Consider the following 16,911-nt stretch of genomic DNA (forward strand, 5'->3'; position numbering starts at 1 on the left):
CGAAACCCTCAACTCTTTAGAATTTCAGGTTCACGTTTACACCGTAGCTGCGCGTTGTCGGGAGCGTGTGCGTCTCGATGCCCTGGATGTTATCCGAGGCACCGTTGACGGCTTCCGGATCCAGGTTGTCCAGGTGTTTTTTGATCAGCAACACGTTGTTGCAAAGCGCCGAAATCGTCAGGTTTTTCACGAAGCCTTTGTTGACAAACCGGGAGAGGTCGTAGCTGACCGACAAGGCTCTCCAGCGAATGAAACTCGCGTCGTAAATGAAGCGCTCGGCGTTGTTGGTGCTACGGTAGCTGGAGTAGAAAAGCTCGGCCTCGACACGGGTGGTATTGGCGCTGCCATCGGCGTTGACGCCGTCGAACAGAACGCCCCCTTCCCGGCCCACGAGCGATTCTTTCGAAAGTCCGTGGCGGAGAAAGTTCAGGTTGGAGTTGGAGATGATCTTATGTCCGCCCTTGAAATCCACCTGCGTAAAAATCCGGAACCCTTTGATTGTGAAGGTATTGATCCAGCCGCCGGTATATTTCGGAATCGCACTGCCGAAGGTCTGAACATTCCCCTGTACCGGTGTGCCGCCGGAGGTAATGATGCGGCCCTGGGCGTCGCGCTTGTAGGCAATGCCGCGGAGAGAGGCCATCGGCATGCCGACTTCGTGCCATACTTCCCCGAAAAAATCACCCTGACCTACTTTCAGCCGGGCCTGGCCGTCGGCCAGCGCCAGTACTTCGCTCTGGTTGTAGGTGAAGTTGAGGGACGATTCCCAGGTAAACTTCTGGTTTTTCACCGGTACTACTGTCAGCAGAGCTTCGATCCCCTTGTTCCGCAGTTGCCCTACGTTGACTTTGGCCTTGTTATAACCGGAAGCGGTGGAGATATCCACGTTGAGAATTTCGTCAACGGTCTTCTTGTTGTAGAATGCGAGGTCGAGGCTGATCCGGTTGTTCAGGGTTTTGAATTCCAGACCGAGTTCAGCTTCTTTCACCTTCAGCGGGCGCAGGTTGGGGTTCGGGCTGACGTCGCTCGTGATGTAGCCAAGCGCCTGCCCCTGCAGCGGGTTTGCGTTCAGGTTGTAAAAGAGGTTGTTCTGATAGGGATCGGTATCTCCGCCGACTTCCGCATATGCTGCCCGTATCTTGGTGTAATTCATCCAGTTGGGGCGGCTTTTGAGAGCGTCGCTGAGGACGAAGCTACCGCTCACCGACGGGTACAGGTAACTGTTGGATTGCGGGTTGAGGGTTGAAAACCAGTCGTTTCGGGCCGTTACGTTCAGGAAGGCGAAGTTCTTGTAGGAAAACTCCGCAACGCCGTAAACAGAATTCACCCGCTTCTTCGAATAGGCGTACTGCGGGTCCTTGTTCTGCCCGTTCATGATGGTATACAGGCCGCGGATATAGAAGTTGGTCGCTGAGGCACTGGTATTCGTGTAGATCTGCTGGAGGGAGTTACCGCCCAGAATTACGTCCACCCCGAAGTTGCCCATCTTGTGATTCGCGCCGACAAGGAAATCAAGATTTCGCTCGCGGAATGTGAGTGTTTCCTGATAGAAGTACCCGTTGAAACCCGTTGCCGCTGCTGCTACCGAGCGGGTACCCGTCGGTCTGTTGAAGTCATACGGCCGGGTGAAGTAGTCCTGCCCGATCCGCCCCTGGACATACAGCCAGTCGGCCAGTTGGTACCGCAGCGACGCATTGCCGAAAATCCGGTCCCGGCGCGCATGCTCAAAGCGATCATATGCCACCCAGTAGGGGTTATTCCGGTTGGTGAAACGGGAAGTAGCGCGCTCGTATCCGTTTTCGTCGTACCGGCCGTCTTTCAGGGTTTTCATGGCGACAGACGTGGCTGTCGTGTACACAGTCGTGTTCGCGTTGAGGTCCTGAAGCCCGATTTGCGGTGGGTTATGGTTGTATTCGTTGGAATAGTTGGCGTTGAGCTGCGCCGATAGTTTCGGCGTGAAATTGTAGTTCAGCCCGAGGTTGAGAATCTGTTTGTGGTAGTCGGAGTTCGGGACGATAGACATGGCATCCATGTTCGAAAACGACAGCCGGAAACCGCCTTTTTCATTTCCTCCGGAAAGAGCGATGGAGTTATTCCAGGAAATACCGGTGCGGTAAAAGTCGCGGATGCGGTTTTTCTCGGCTACGTAGGGCCGTTGTACGCCGTCGAACTGATAGGTCGGCTGGCCGTCGAGCTTTTCCCCGAAACTGAATACCCCGGAGCTTTGCGCATCACCTACAGTCTGCGGGCGTTTGCCATACTCTCCCTGTCCGTACAAATACTGAAAATCTGTGTAGTCGAGCGCCCGGTCGGCCAGGAAGTTGGAGTTAAACTCCACCCCGATACCTGTACCGCGTTGCCCGGTTTTGGTGGTGATGACAACAGCCCCGTCTTTGGCCCGGAACCCGTAAAGTGCGGCAGCGGTAGATCCTTTCAGGACGGTGATACTCTCAATATCGTCCTGGTTGATACTCTGAAGGCCGTCTCCACCGTCCGCTGCCGATCCGGAGCGGTTGGTAGTGCCGTCGGTATCACCCTGCCGGCTCGAAAAATTCGTATTGTTGATCGGAACACCGTTGACGATAATAAGCGGCGAGTTGTCGCCCTTGAACGACGACTGACCCCGTATCCGGATCTTCGACGTACCACCGGGCCCGCCTGCGGGCGCAGTGACGTTGACACCGGCTACTTTTCCCTGCAAACTGTTTCCGAGGTTGACCGTCCGGTTATTCGTGATCTGATCCGTATTGACAGTAGATGTCGAGTATCCCAGTTTCTTCGATTCTTTCTTGATACCCAGTGCAGTAACGACTACCTCGGTCAGTGCCGTCGTGGCGGCGCGCAGCGTTATGTCGATGACGTTCCGGTTCTGAAGGGGTACTTCCTCCGGAAAATACCCGACGGAGGAAAATACCAGTATGCCCGTCGTATTATCCGGTACATTGAGCGAGTAGCGGCCTTCGGCGTTGGAAGTAGTACCGATGCCCGGATTGTCTTTCATCCGGACGGAAACGCCCGGAACCGGCAGGCCGTTTTCATCCGAAATTTTCCCGGTGATGACCACCTGCGGAACCGAGACCAGACTGGCTTCCGGCAGGGAGCTGACCGGCTCGATCTGTGAAACCGTTTTTCGTTTGAGAATAATCTGATTTCCAACCACCTCATACTCCAGACGGAGGGGAGAAAGCAGTTTTTCCAGGACAGCGTTGAGCTTTTCGTCGACTGCCGAAATAGAAACTTTCCGGCGAACGCCTACCAGCTGCGGACTGTACGAAAACTTGACGTCGGCCGATTTCTCCAGCATGGAGAGTACCGCGCCGAAATCATCGCGGTCGGCCCGCAGGGTTACCTTGCGGTCCAGTACGTCCTGAGCCTTGCCGTCGGTCGCAAAAGAGACTGTTGCGAAAGCAAGGCTCACCATAAAGGGAATGAGTGCCAACTTCATGATTTTCCAGCCAACCAGAAATAGTGGTTTTTTCATACATTAGAGGGGTTTTGTCGGTGAGAATCGAGCGCAGAATCCACCCTGCATCCGCGGCAAACGGATGAAGCGTTTTCTCAGGGATACGGAAGTCGATAATGGTGGCACATTATCGGCTTTCTTTTTTAGGTTTTGTTCATAAAAAGCAGCAGTAAAAAGGCGCTACGCGTACTGATAAGGCTGGTAATCAGTGAACAGAGGCTGGATGGCCGCGAATCCCCTTCCCTGATAAAGAGAAGGGGTCGGGCACGGTTCATAGTGCCTGCGCAGGGCAGGCGGTTCAGAGGTTAAGCTAAAAGAGGTAAATGATCGTGTTTGTTGAGCGAAGAAAGACGTGCTATTCGGCGGTACTGGTACATCCGTTGCCTGTAACGACGATCTGAGCGTCCAGAATCTGGTAACGGGCTTCGATACTCTTACAAATGATCTCCAGCTTGCGGAAGAGTGGCTCGTCGGTCAGATCCGCCGTCAGCTGACAGTTTTTCAGGATATCTTCGTCGTATACCATCGTTACGCCGTAGGATTTCTCGATGGTTCGGAAAACCGACGTCACCGGCGTATTGCGGAATACGAATCGTTGAAGAGCAGGAGTAGGGTTGGATAGTACCGCGGGGTCATTGACGAGCGACTTGGTCAGCCGTACATTTTCCCGGGAATACGTAATCTGCTGGTTCGGGCTCAGGACCACGCCTTCGAGCTCGCGGGAGCTGGCTTTTTCCTTCACCTGCGAATCGGACTGCGCAAAAACAGATACCCGGCCGGTCAGTACCTTCACCACCACGTTCCGGTCTTTCGGATAGGCGCTGACCTGGAAACTAGTGCCTAATACTTTGGTTATCAATTCGTTGGCATAGACAAAAAAAGGCTGCTGCGGGTTCTTCGCGACTTCAAACAAGGCCTCGCCCGACAGGTATACTTCCCGTTTATCGACCGCAAAAGACGCCGGATAGCTCAGCCGGCTACCGGGTTGCAGAATCACGGAGCTGCCGTCCTGCAACGTAATCGTCTGCGCATGCTGGGAGTTGTTAATCCATTCTTTCAGAGGCATGTTTACCTGAGAAACCAGGTTCTGGTAAACGCGCTCCGGACTTTTGTACACGGCAAACCACCACCACGTCCAGCCAATGGCAAAGATGACCGCGACGGCCGTACCCCATACCCAGCGGCGACGGTATAGCGGAAGTACACGTACACCGTATACGTCGGGGTAAGCCCGGCGCTGAATCGCTTCCCAGGTAGTTTGTTGCTCTTCGTCGGTGACTACCGGCGCTTTTTCCACCGCGATCTCCGACAACTGCAAGACCAGTTCGGCAGCCTGCCGGATCGTTTCGGTTTGCTCGGGGTAGTCGGTCAGAAACTGGGACCAGAATTCCCGCGTGGCGGTGTCGGGCTGCTTCACCCACTTCCGGAAGTAGGAGTCGGCGACGAAGTCTTCCCGGCTGAAATTCTGATACGACATGTTTCCCGATCAATTTGACAACAAGAGGGACGGAGGGCCGGTTTTAACTCAGTGTTTTTGGAAAAAAGTGATATTTTTTTTGACTTTTTCTTTTTTTTTGAAACTAATGTGCTGAAAATCAGTATGGTATAACGGGTCTTTCGAAAGCAGAAAAAACAAAAAAACTCCGCAAGCGGATGCCTGCGGAGCGTTCAGTATGCTACCAGATGTCTAAAACCGCTTCAACGCCATCTCCGAAACCGTCAACCCGATCGACAACGAAGACGTAGCTGCCGGCGACGGCGCATTGAGTACGTTGATGACCTTCTCGTCTTCCAGAATCGAAAAGTCGTCGAGCAGACCTCCCGTCCGGTCACAGGCCTGTGCACGCACGCCTGCGCCACCGGGGGCGAGGTCGCTTTCCTGAATATCCGGAATCAACTCCTGCAGGGCCTTGGTGAAGGCCGCTTTTGAGAAGCTCCGGTACATTTCGCCAAGGCCGGTTTCCCAGTATTTGGCTGCTACTTTCTGAAAACCGGGCCAGGACAGCGTCTCAAACAACTCGCTGAAATTAATATCAAGCTTTTTGTAGCCTTCGCGCCGGAACGCGAGTACCGCGTTCGGTCCGGCTTCAACACCTCCGCCGATCATGCGGGTGAAATGGACGCCGAGGAAGGGGAAATTGGGGTCGGGTACCGGATAGATAAGGTTCCGGACGAGGTACTCCCGGTCTTTCCGGATCTGGTAATACTCGCCGCGGAAGGGCGTAATCCGCACATCAATCGGCTGCTCCTGTGTCATCTGCGCGATTTTGTCGGAATACAATCCCCCGCAATTGATGACCAGCTTCGTTTCATAAGCCGATTTTGTCGTCGTCACAATACTCAGACTCGGGCCTTTTGCGATACCTTTTACTTTTTCACCGAGATGGATTTCACCGCCCAGGTTTCGGAGTTTTTCGGCGTATTTTTCGGCGACGACCTTGTAATCGATTATACCCGTTTGCGGAACAAACATCGCATCCACGCCTGCTACATGCGGCTCGATTTCCTTCATCTCCCCCAGACTGATTTTCCGGATGGTCGTCAGGCCGTTCTGCTGGCCGCGGTCATACAAATTCTGCAACAGCGGTACCTGCTCGGGCTTGGTAGCTACGACGATCTTGCCGCAGAGATCAAACGGAATACCTTCCTCCCGCGCGAATTGCAGCAGCATGTCGTACCCGCGGATGCAGTTGACCGCCTTCAGGCTGCCCGGCTTGTAATACAGGCCGGAGTGGATCACGCCGGAGTTATGGCCGGTCTGGTGCGCCGCCACATATGGTTCCTTCTCGATCAGCAGCAGCCGGAGTTCCGGGCGCCGGCGTTTGATCTGGTAGGCCGTCGCCAATCCGACGATACCCCCTCCGATCACAGTCACATCGTAAAGCATGGGAAAACAGAAAAAGGCAGAACGCAGGCTGTACCCGTATTCTGCCTTGTGTATTTTCAGGAATTGCTGACTTCGGGCTCGTGCTCGATACCGGCGAGGTGACGGGTGTCGTTCGCCATTTCGAGGGCATAGCGCTTCGTCTGATAATCGTACCGGAGCCGGTAAAGGCAGAGATTCGAGTGATCCCAGTGGTCCATTTCCGACAGCGGCTCATCAAACAGCGTCGTGAGGAGGATTTTGATGGCGCGGCCGTGCATGCAGACCAGTACCGTTTTTTCGTCTTCCCGGCTGAGTATGTGTTCGATGACCGGAATCTGCCGTTCGCGGACCATCACAGGGCTGTCTCCGCCGTGGGCGCGTACGTCGACGTTCCCTACCCGCCAGTTGTAAATCAGGCTGCGGTAGTATTCGTCTTCGGTGTAGTGCGGGGTTTTGCCTTCCATACGGCCCCAGCCGAACTCGTTGAGACCGGCGTGCTGCTCATAGGGGAGGCCTGCGTCGATGAACGGCTGGACCGATTGTACCGTCCGCTTCAGGGCAGAGGTATAGATGCGGTCGAAGGGAACGTCCTTGTACGCTTCGTAAAATGCCCGGGCCTGTGCATGGCCCCGCTCGTTCAGATCAGAGTCGACCCCCGATCCCTGTACTATGCCCAATCGATTGTATTCGGTTTCTCCGTGCCGAATCAGATAAATGACTTTCAAAATAGTAGTTTGGGACAGAAAACCTGCTCTTTTTTAAACGTGGAAACCGCCTGACAATCAGGATTACCGGTAAAAACGCCGCAAAATTACGAAATCCTCCGTCAGTCGACCGAGTGTGTATTCGATAGTTCGAAATTTATTTTGCAGGACGTTCTTTTTTGCCGGGAACCATCGGCTTGTCAGCCGTATTCTGTACCCGATAAACTAACCAATCAACCCCTATGTTTCGGAAAGACATTGACGTCAACTGGCTCAACCGCCTCGGGAAAAATTCCGCCGGCGAGCACCTCGGCATCGAATTCACGGAAATAGGCGCCGATTACATCATCGCCCGGATGCCGGTCGACCACCGTACCCGCCAGCCCTTCGGTATTCTCCACGGTGGCGCGTCGGTTCTGCTGGCCGAGACGCTGGGCAGTGTCGCCGCGGCCTGCACGCTCCCGGAGGACAAAATCCCGGTAGGCCTCGAAATCAACGCCAATCACCTGCGCTCGGTAAAAGAAGGTTTTGTCTTTGGGAAAGTAACGCCGATCCACGTCGGCCGGACTACCCAGGTCTGGGACATCCGCATCACAAACGAAGCAGGCCAGCCGGTCTGCATCAGCCGGATAACCATTGCGGTGCTGGATAAGAAAGGATAGGGAAAGTTTAGAGTTTTGAGTTTGAAGTTTAGGGTTTAGAGTTCTTGCAGGAATAGCGGAACTCTAAACCCTAAACTTCAAACCCTAAACTTCAAACTCTAAACCCTGAAACTCACAACTTCTTCATCCGCTCTTCCAGCTGAGCGGCAGACATTTTAACTTTTTCCGGATGCTGTTTGAGCCAGCCGCGGAAGGTATCCACGATGGCGGCAGACCATTTCATGTCGATTTCTCCCGGCGTGTATTTTCCTTCCCGCAGCATCTGGTGACCGAAATCGTCTGTCAGCGCGATCCATTCAGCCGTTGTGATGACTTTTTCCGCGAGATGCGCCGGAATGAAGATCACGCCTTCCTTTTTGCCGAGTACCAGATCGCCGGGAAGTACCGTCGCCCTCCCGATCCGGATCGGGTAGTTGATACCTGTCATCAGCATGTCTTTGATGAACGACGGATCAAAGCCCCGCACAAAGCCGGTAAAACCATTGATTTCTTCCAGCCCTTCCAGGTCCCGGACACTGCCGTCGAACACCACGCCGGTTTTTGACTTGGCATAGATCGAGTTGCCGAGGTTGTCGCCGATGAGGGTGCCGTCGATGATCTTGCCATAGCCGTCAGCCACATAAACGTCGTTTTCCGTCAGTTGGTCAATGGGCCAGGAGTTGGGCGCACCCTTGCGGTTTTCGGCTTTGCCTTTGTCTTTGATCGGCTTTTCCATATCCGGCCGCGACGGCATATACTGCGCCGTCAGAACCCGGCCGGCGAGGACCTTGCCTGGGCTGATCTGCATCCACCCGGCCTCAAACTGGTTGACGTACCCTTCGTTCCGCAGTACACCCCAGGCTTCTTCCAGGGAAATATCCTTCAGGCGTTTGACGAGGTCGTCGGAGACCTTTGGTCGTCCATCCGGAAAACGGTCGCCTTTGAACTCGGACGTGAAAGTCTGAATGAGCTCTTTCGGCGCGTTGATGTTCTGTGCCGAGACCGACAGCGAGGCTGCCAGCAGCGGAACAAGCACGAGTGATTTGGAAAACATAGTTGCAACAGGTTTTAGAGGTATAAAAAGAGGTACTGAAAAGGCAATCAGGACGGAACGGACTCGGCAGCGGGCTCCGCTTCGCCACGCGGTGTCCGGCCCCGCCACCAGTTGGCGAGCATGGAACCGGTGGTATTCATCAGCGGGCCGAAAACGGCCGGAGCAAGGCCCGTGGTAGCAAGCTGGCCCATTTGCAGGGCAAGGCCGGAGGCCATACCGGCGTTTTGCATGCCGACTTCAAACGCTACCGAACGGCTGGACTGCTCGTTGAGCCCGACCATCCGGCAGCACCAGTAGCCGAGCGTATAGCCCAGGACATTGTGAAGGAAACAGGCGATGACGAGTATCAATCCTACCTGCATCAGGCTTTTCTGCCCGGCGGCGGTAATGACGACGATGATCGTTGTAATGCCGAGCATCGAGAGCGTTGACAGGAGCTTGTCCATGATTTCCCGCTTGCCGCCGGTGAAGGTATGAAACAGCCAGCCGCCCAGCGCAGGCAACCCGAGGAACCAGAAACAATTCCATAAAACGCCTCCGATGAAATCATCCGAGCCTTCCTGCAGGGCAATCGCATTCTTAAGGAGGATAATGCCGAGGTACACCACCACCTGAATGGCAATACTGCGGCGGGTTTGCCCCGGATAGGCGAAGGCGTTGAACAGCAATCCCGCCACAATCGGGAGAATCGTGATGTTGAAAATCTCCATGACCATCTTCCAGAAATCAACGGGGAGAAAAGCCCCGGCGAGCAGCTGAAGCAGGGCAGGTGTCAGAACCGGTGACAGAAGGGTGGAAAACGCGGTCACCGTCACCGAAAGCGGCACATTCGCACGGGCAATATAGGCCATCACGTTCGAGGCCAGCCCGCTCGGCGAGCAGCCGACCAGGATAATTCCCGTCGCGATTTCCGGCGGAAGCGGAAACGAAATAGCCAGTACGAAACCGATCGTCGGCATAATGAGGTAATGGCTGACTACCCCCACGAGCACCCCTTTCGGATTCTGAATAATGCCGGCGAAATCCTCCAGGCTCGACTGCGACCCCATGCCGAACATGATAATCTGAAGAAGGGGGATAATCAGTTTCTTCAATTCAAAATCACCCCATTTCAGGAACCAGTGCGGTTGGTACATCGCCACGGAAACGGCGGCAAGGATAAAAACAGTGTACGTGAGGCTGGCGGTCGCTTTCGATCGCTTTACGCCAAGGGCAAGAAGGACAAGCCCTCCGACGACCGGCAGGGCCGTCTGGTCTCCCCGGCCTGCCAAAAACAGACCTAAGGCAAGCAACAGGCTAATGCCGCTCAGGATGAGAGCGGCGGTGAAGAGTTTTTTCATAAAATCGGTTCAGAGGAATGAGATACGTACGTCAGACACAGGCCTTTCGCACTGTGCAAAAAAAAGAGAATTTTCTCTTGGATAGTCCGTATTGTGCGTAACTTTTCGCCGAAAAATTACCTCTAAACTGTATAAATTACTATGGAAAAGTTTATCGACCGCTTCCGGCTGCCGAACAAGGTGGCTATGGCGCCTCCTGAACCTGACCGAAGGGGTTTTCTCCGGAAAGCAGCATTGGGCGGGCTGGCCCTCGGGATGAAATTCGACGGAAAAACCGAGCAGGAGCTGGAGTATCTTACCCAGAAAGTAGGGCGGGCATCCAAACCGTCCGATCTCAAAATCACTGACATTCGCATTGCCCACCTCCAGGGCGTACCGTTTACCAGTCCCGTTATCCGGATTGAAACCAATCAGGGTATCGTCGGGTGGGGCGAAGTACGCGACGGCGGCAGTCCGAAGTATGCCCTCATGCTCAAAAGCCGTCTGCTCGGTAAAAATCCCTGTAACGTAGAACAGCTCTTCAAGCTGATCAAGCCGTTTGGTAACCACGGCCGGGCAGCCGGTGGAGTATGCGGCGTGGAGATGGCGCTATGGGACCTCGCCGGCAAGGCATACGGCGTTCCGGTGTACCAGCTTCTGGGCGGGAAATACCGGGACGAGATCCGGCTTTATGCCGATACCCCGGAAATGGACGACCCGGCAAGCTTCGGAAAAAAACTGAAGGAAACCCGTCTCGACAAAGGATATACCTGGCTCAAGATGGACTTCGGTATCGGTCTCCTGGCCGATAAGCCGGGTATGCTCGTCGGCGCCAACGTCTGGGACGTAAAACGGCAGTACGGCAACAGCGAAAACAAGAAAGTCGGCAACTACGGCCTCACCAAGCACCCCTTCACCCGGATTCAGGTCACAGATAAAGGACTTCAGTATATCGCCGATTATGTAGAAAAGATCCGTTCGGTAGTAGGATATGACATTCCGGTTTCCGCGGACCACTTCGGGCACTTCGATGTCAATACCGCTATCCGCGTCGGAAAAGCCGTTGAAAAATACCAGCTGGCATGGCTGGAAGACCTGATTCCCTGGTTTTACCACGACCAGTGGCGGCAGATTACGGAAGCGATTGATACTCCGACGCTGACGGGCGAGGATATTTTCGCTAAGGAAGAGTTCATCAAACTGATCAATGCGAAGGCGGTGGACATGATCCACCCCGATCTGGCCTCTTCCGGTGGAATTCTGGAAACCAAGAAAATCGGCGACTATGCCGAAGAACATGGCGTCCCGATGGCAATGCACTTTGCCGGTACGCCGATCTGCATGATGGCCAACGTACACTGTGCCGCCGCTACCCAGAACTTCATCGCCCTGGAACACCACGGCGTGGATGTGGCCGGGTGGGAAGACCTCGTCACGGGTATCGACAAGCCCTTTGCCAACGGATTCGTGAAAGTACCCGACAAACCGGGACTCGGAGTTGAATTCAACGAGGAGTTTGCCAAGAAGTTTCTTAAGAAAGGCGAACAATGGTTTGCGCCGACGACGGACTGGGATAAGGTAGATTCCTGGGACCGCGACTGGAGCTGATCGATGCTGCCCGGAGCTCCACAGAAGGAGTTCCGGGCAGTTTTTGTCATGGTGCAGGGGATATTGTGTCTTTCGTACTCTTTCTATAGTAGTATATGAATGAAAGGTTATGGTGACTGCTAATCAAAGTCCTTCCGACGCTGAATTATGGAATGCGTTCCGGCGGGGAGATTCACAGGCCTACGAATCGATTTACCGGAGGTATTCGCCGGCGTTGTTTTCGTATGGAAAACGACTGACATCAGACTATGACCTCGTCCGGGATACGGTACAGGATGTATTTGTCGAAATCTGGCAGCGCAGGGAAAACCTGACCGACCTTCAGACAATCAAATTCTATCTCTTCCGGGTATTCCGCAACGCGATCACCAAGACGCTGAAGCGGCACGAGGAGCCGTTCGACTGGGGGCAGGTACTTTCGGGAGACTTTCTCTCGCCCTCGGCGGAGTCGCTGCTGACGGAAGAAGAAAACTACCAGGACCGGATGGGTCGCCTGCGGAAGGGAATCGATCAGCTGCCCGGTCGTCAGAAGGAAGCCATTATGCTCTGCTTTTTTGACGATATGTCGAATGAAGAAATCGCGCTCGTTATGGGAATCCAGTCGCAGTCTGTCATCAATCACCTGAGCCGGGCGCTTCAGTTTCTGCGGGATACGGTTGTTGGGTGGATCATGATGGCCGCCTGGATCGAATTCTGAGTTGCAAACAATTTTGCCGGCTGGCGAATTTTCAATATAAAAATTGCAAAAGAAGAAGGTGGTTTTTGATAAATTGGCAATACTATGCCGCGTCTTTCAAAAAAGACAAAATTTTGTTTCTTGATTTCTTGGAATTAAAAAATAGATGCCGTTACCTTTGCGATACGCCTGTCCGAAAACGGCAAAATTCAATTCCTGATGATTCGTTTCGCTTCAAATATTCTTGTGATTATTCTCCTCGTGCTCATCCGACAATCCGTGTGAGATAGGTTGATATTCACCAGAAAGGACCTTTCTCACATGACGAGAAAGGTCTTTTTGTTATCGGTCCATCCGAGTCTTAGAATAAGGCAAGAATTATTTGATAAATGCAATTATCCGGGCTGTTTGACGCGCGTCGCTGACGACAGACATCGTCTGTGAAAAGTAGTTTTCCGGTGAACGCCGAGACGGGTCCGTTTACCTTTTTTCCGGTTTATCAACGAGTTAAGATGGCAATCGAAACCACCCCCCTGAACCGTTATTCACGCGTCCTGACGCAGGAAGTCACAAACCCGGCCGCACAGGCCATGCTCTACGGAGTCGGCCTGACCGAGGAAGACATGAGCAAACCCCAGATCGGCATTGCCAGCACGGGGTACGAGGGAAACACTTGTAACATGCACCTGAACGGACTTTCCGTTCACGTCAAAAAAGGGGTACAGGCCAACGGGCTCGTCGGACTTATCTTCAACACCATCGGGGTATCCGACGGGATGACCAACGGTAATGACGGGATGAGCTACTCCCTCCCCAGCCGCGACATCATCGCCGATTCCATCGAAGACGTAGTGGCTGCCCAGTGGTACGACGGCGTGATTACGGTGGTTGGGTGCGACAAAAACATGCCCGGCGCGATCATGGCAATGGCCCGCCTGAACCGCCCTTCCATCATGGTCTATGGCGGAACGATCCGCACCGGCCTCTGGAAAGGACAGAAGCTGGATATTATTTCGGCTTTTGAAGCGCTCGGCCGCAAGTTTGCCGGAACGATTTCAGACGAAGATTACAAAGGCGTCATCCAGAACGCAATCCCCGGACAGGGAGCCTGCGGCGGGATGTATACCGCTAATACCATGGCCTCCAGCATCGAAGCACTCGGTCTGAGCCTTCCCAACTCGAGTACCTTCCCGGCCACGCACGAGGGCAAACAGGCGGAATGCCTGGCTGTCGGCGCGGCGATGAAGAAACTCCTCGAACTGGACCTGAAACCCCGGGATATCATTACCCGAAAGTCGCTCGAAAACGCTCTGACGGTAGTGATTGCCCTCGGCGGATCGACGAACGCCGTTCTCCACTACCTCGCGATTGCCCATGCAGCCGGGGTAGAATTCACCCTGAAAGATATACAGGATATCAGCGACCGCACGCCGCTGATCGCGGATCTGAAGCCGTCCGGTAAGTATTTCATGGAAGATATGCTTGCCATCGGCGGCGTACCGGCTGTCATGAAATACCTCCTGAAAAAAGGATACCTCCACGGCGATTGCATGACGATCACCGGTAAAACCATCGCTGAAAACCTGGAAACCGAGCCGGATCTCGATTTCGATACCCAGAAAATCGTCTTCCCGGTGGAATCTCCGCTGAAGCCCAACGGTCACCTTCAGATTCTGTACGGAAACCTGGCGCCGACCGGAGCCGTCGCGAAGATTACCGGCAAGGAAGGAGAGCGTTTTGAAGGAATCGCGAAGGTATGTGACAAGGAAGAAGCGCTTATGGAGGCGTTGGCCAACAAGGAAATTCAGCCCGGAACGGTCATCGTTATCCGGTACGAAGGACCCAAGGGCGGACCGGGTATGCCGGAAATGCTCAAGCCGACTTCAGCGGTAATGGGTGCGGGTCTCGGTAACTCGGTCGCGATGATTACCGACGGCCGTTTCTCCGGAGGTACGCACGGATTTGTCGTTGGCCACATTACGCCGGAAGCATTTGACGGCGGCCCGATTGCCCTCGTTCAGGATGGAGACCGGATTACCATTGATGCGGTTAACAACCTGCTTCAGGTACACATTTCAGACGAAGAAATGGAAGCCCGGAGACAAGCCTGGGTAGCGCCGGAAAGCCCGTTCAAACAGGGCGTTCTGCGGAAATACATCAAGAACGTATCGTCCGCCAGCCAGGGTTGCGTCACCGATTTGTAACAACCCCCGAAAACACAGAAATAATAACCAGTCATTTTCCTTTATGGCACACCAGAAACAAACCGCTGCCGAGGTTTTGGAAGAGGCCTCTCAACGCACCGTCACCGGCGCCCATGCCCTGATGCTTTCGTTGCTGGCCGAGGGCGTGGACACCTTGTTCGGGTACCCCGGCGGGGCGATCATGCCTACGTATGACGCGCTGTACGATTACCGGGATGTCCTTCGTCACATCCTGGTCCGTCACGAGCAGGGAGCCGGTCACGCGGCTCAGGGATATGCCCGGCTGCAGAACAAGGCCGGCGTGGCCCTGGTAACGTCCGGACCGGGCGCGACCAACCTCATGACGCCGATCTGCGACGCGCTGCTCGACTCTACCCCTATGGTGTGCATTGTGGGTCAGGTATATAACAAGCTCCTCGGAACCGACGCGTTTCAGGAAGCCGATGTGATTGGCATGACCATGCCGATTACGAAGTGGAACTACCAGATTACGAGCGCCGACGAAGTGCCCGAAATCCTGGCAAAGGCCTTTTACATTGCCCAGACGGGCCGCCCCGGGCCGGTTGTGCTCGACTTCACCCGGACGGCGCAGATGGAGCTCATGACCCGCCCGTTCTCCTATCAGAAATGCGAGACGATGGTGAGCTATCACCCGCGGACGGTGCCGAAGGACGACCAGATCAGGGCGGCCGCCGAGCTCATCAACAAGGCGAAAAAGCCCTATATCCTCGCCGGCCACGGTATTCTGATTTCGCAGGCGGAAGCTGAACTGAAGGCGTTTGCCGAGAAGTCGGGTATTCCCGTTGCGACGACGCTCCTCGGGATGTCGGCAATTGATGCCGATCACCCGAACTATGTCGGCTGGCTGGGTATGCACGGCAACTACGGAACGAACGTCCTGACAAACGAATGCGACGTCCTGATCGCGATCGGGATGCGTTTTGACGACCGGGTAACCGGCGATCTGAGCCAGTATGCCCGTCAGGCGAAAGTGGTACACATCGAAATCGATCCGGCAGAGATCGACAAGAATGTGAAAGCCACCGCGCCCGTTGTCGGCGATGCGAAGGAAGCCCTGAAGGCGCTGCTGCCGCTGATCGACGAGAAATCGCACCCGGAGTGGCGGGACGAGTTCCGCAAGTATGACGTCATTGAAGAAGAGAAGATCACCCGCCGGACGTTGTTTCACGACGGTGAGCATATCAAAATGGGCGAGGCCGTTGCCCTGCTCTCCGAACTGACCAAAGGAGAGGCTGTCACGGTAACCGACGTAGGGCAGCACCAGATGATTGCGAACCGGTACTATCGGTTCAAGAAGCATAATTCCATTGTGACCTCGGGAGGCGCCGGTACGATGGGCTTCGCCCTTCCGGCGGCGCTGGGAGCGAAAGTTGGCGCGCCTGACCGCCAGGTAGTTGCCATCATCGGCGACGGCGGCTTCCAGATGACGCTTCAGGAGCTGGCGACGATCTGGCAGGAAAACCTGAACGTCAAAATCCTTATCCTGAATAATAACTTCCTCGGGATGGTTCGCCAGTGGCAGCAGTTGTTTTTCGACAACCGTTACAGCTTTGTGGACATCAAAAATCCCGATTTTGTGACGATCGCCAAAGGTTTCCACATCGAAGGGCATACGTGCCGCGAGCGGGGAGAGCTGCGGGCATCGCTCGAAAAGATGCTGAATCACGACGGCGCATACCTGCTCGAAGTGATTTGCGAGAAGGAAGAAAACGTATTTCCCATGGTACCGGCCGGGCAGGCTGTCGACAAGATCCGTTTGGAGTAGAATCCTGAAAAACCATGACAAACTACACCATTTCGATATTTACCACCAACACGGTGGGGTTATTGAACCGCATTACGATCGTGTTTACCCGTCGCCGGCTGAACATCGAATCACTGACGGTCTGCGAAACCGAACGGAAGGGCGTTTCACGGTTTACGATCGTGCTCAAGTCGGAAACCCGGGAGCAGGTCGAAAAACTGGTACGCCAGATCCGGAAGATTGTCGACGTACTGGCAGTCTACGGGTACCTCAACGAAGACATCGTCTACCACGAAACGGCGCTGTTTAAGGTATCGACGCCGCTGGGCGGTCCTCAGCTCGACATTGAGCGTGTCAACAAGGATTTCAACGCCTGGGTTGTACATTGGGGCGCCGATTACGTCATCATCGAGAAATCGGGGACGGAAGCCGAAATCATGGAATTCTACCACTACATCAAACCTCAGGGAATCCTCGAGTTCGTCCGCTCCGGCCGCATCAGCGTGTCGAAGGAGGAAAAAGGCCTCGTTGAATATTTACCGGAGGAAGGGGTGTGGGAGATTGCATAACGGGTTTTCAGTTTCGGAGTTTACAGTTTTCTGTTGAAAGAC

General features: G+C 54.5%; 12 protein-coding genes. 6 read left to right on the plus strand and 6 right to left on the minus strand.

Features of this window, described 5'->3' with window-relative positions; genetic code table 11:
* Window positions 1–16: 16 nt before the first annotated feature.
* From BLR09_RS20375 to BLR09_RS20390, 4 genes are all read right to left on the minus strand, one after another.
* Complete coding sequence (locus BLR09_RS20375) at window positions 17–3,481, minus strand: SusC/RagA family TonB-linked outer membrane protein (RefSeq protein ID WP_245689971.1); 3,465 nt, start codon at window positions 3,479–3,481, stop codon at window positions 17–19.
* Between the two features lie 337 nt (window positions 3,482–3,818).
* The gene (locus BLR09_RS20380; protein ID WP_093207353.1) at window positions 3,819–4,940 is read right to left on the minus strand and encodes a FecR family protein; all 1,122 of its coding nucleotides are present in this window, start codon (window positions 4,938–4,940) and stop codon (window positions 3,819–3,821) included.
* Window positions 4,941–5,150: 210 nt separating this feature from the next.
* On the minus strand, window positions 5,151–6,350 hold the full coding sequence (gene lhgO, locus BLR09_RS20385) for an L-2-hydroxyglutarate oxidase (protein WP_093207356.1): 1,200 nt from the start codon (window positions 6,348–6,350) through the stop codon (window positions 5,151–5,153).
* 56 nt (window positions 6,351–6,406) lie between these two features.
* Entirely contained in the window at window positions 6,407–7,054 is a 648-nt protein-coding gene (locus BLR09_RS20390; RefSeq protein ID WP_245689972.1) for a histidine phosphatase family protein, read from the minus strand.
* Window positions 7,055–7,275: 221 nt separating this feature from the next.
* On the opposite strand from BLR09_RS20390, the gene BLR09_RS20395 reads away from it, so the two are divergent.
* Complete coding sequence (locus BLR09_RS20395) at window positions 7,276–7,695, plus strand: hotdog fold thioesterase (RefSeq protein WP_093207361.1); 420 nt, start codon at window positions 7,276–7,278, stop codon at window positions 7,693–7,695.
* Between the two features lie 112 nt (window positions 7,696–7,807).
* Here the strand turns inward: BLR09_RS20395 and BLR09_RS20400 are convergent, their stop codons facing one another.
* Both BLR09_RS20400 and BLR09_RS20405 read right to left on the minus strand, forming a co-directional pair.
* Window positions 7,808–8,728: an RraA family protein gene (locus BLR09_RS20400; protein ID WP_093207364.1), complete on the minus strand. Its 921-nt coding sequence runs from the start codon at window positions 8,726–8,728 to the stop codon at window positions 7,808–7,810.
* Between the two features lie 47 nt (window positions 8,729–8,775).
* Entirely contained in the window at window positions 8,776–10,068 is a 1,293-nt protein-coding gene (locus BLR09_RS20405; protein WP_093207367.1) for a bile acid:sodium symporter family protein, read from the minus strand.
* A gap of 141 nt (window positions 10,069–10,209) precedes the next feature.
* Between BLR09_RS20405 and BLR09_RS20410 the strand changes: the two genes are divergently transcribed.
* From BLR09_RS20410 to ilvN, 5 genes are all read left to right on the plus strand, one after another.
* Window positions 10,210–11,655, plus strand: coding sequence for a mandelate racemase/muconate lactonizing enzyme family protein (locus tag BLR09_RS20410; protein ID WP_093207370.1), 1,446 nt, complete (start codon window positions 10,210–10,212; stop codon window positions 11,653–11,655).
* Window positions 11,656–11,764: 109 nt separating this feature from the next.
* A complete protein-coding gene (locus BLR09_RS20415) occupies window positions 11,765–12,352 on the plus strand; it encodes an RNA polymerase sigma factor (RefSeq protein WP_093207373.1) in 588 nt (195 codons plus the stop codon).
* A gap of 491 nt (window positions 12,353–12,843) precedes the next feature.
* Complete coding sequence (ilvD, locus tag BLR09_RS20420; RefSeq protein ID WP_093207376.1) at window positions 12,844–14,535, plus strand: dihydroxy-acid dehydratase; 1,692 nt, start codon at window positions 12,844–12,846, stop codon at window positions 14,533–14,535.
* A gap of 43 nt (window positions 14,536–14,578) precedes the next feature.
* The gene (gene ilvB, locus BLR09_RS20425; protein WP_093207378.1) at window positions 14,579–16,321 is read left to right on the plus strand and encodes a biosynthetic-type acetolactate synthase large subunit; all 1,743 of its coding nucleotides are present in this window, start codon (window positions 14,579–14,581) and stop codon (window positions 16,319–16,321) included.
* Window positions 16,322–16,335: 14 nt separating this feature from the next.
* Window positions 16,336–16,869, plus strand: a complete 534-nt coding sequence (gene ilvN, locus BLR09_RS20430) for an acetolactate synthase small subunit (protein WP_093207381.1) — start codon at window positions 16,336–16,338, stop codon at window positions 16,867–16,869.
* Window positions 16,870–16,911 lie beyond the last annotated feature (42 nt).

This window comes from Siphonobacter aquaeclarae (genome assembly GCF_900103285.1).
In the GTDB taxonomy this organism is placed as follows: domain Bacteria; phylum Bacteroidota; class Bacteroidia; order Cytophagales; family Spirosomataceae; genus Siphonobacter; species Siphonobacter aquaeclarae.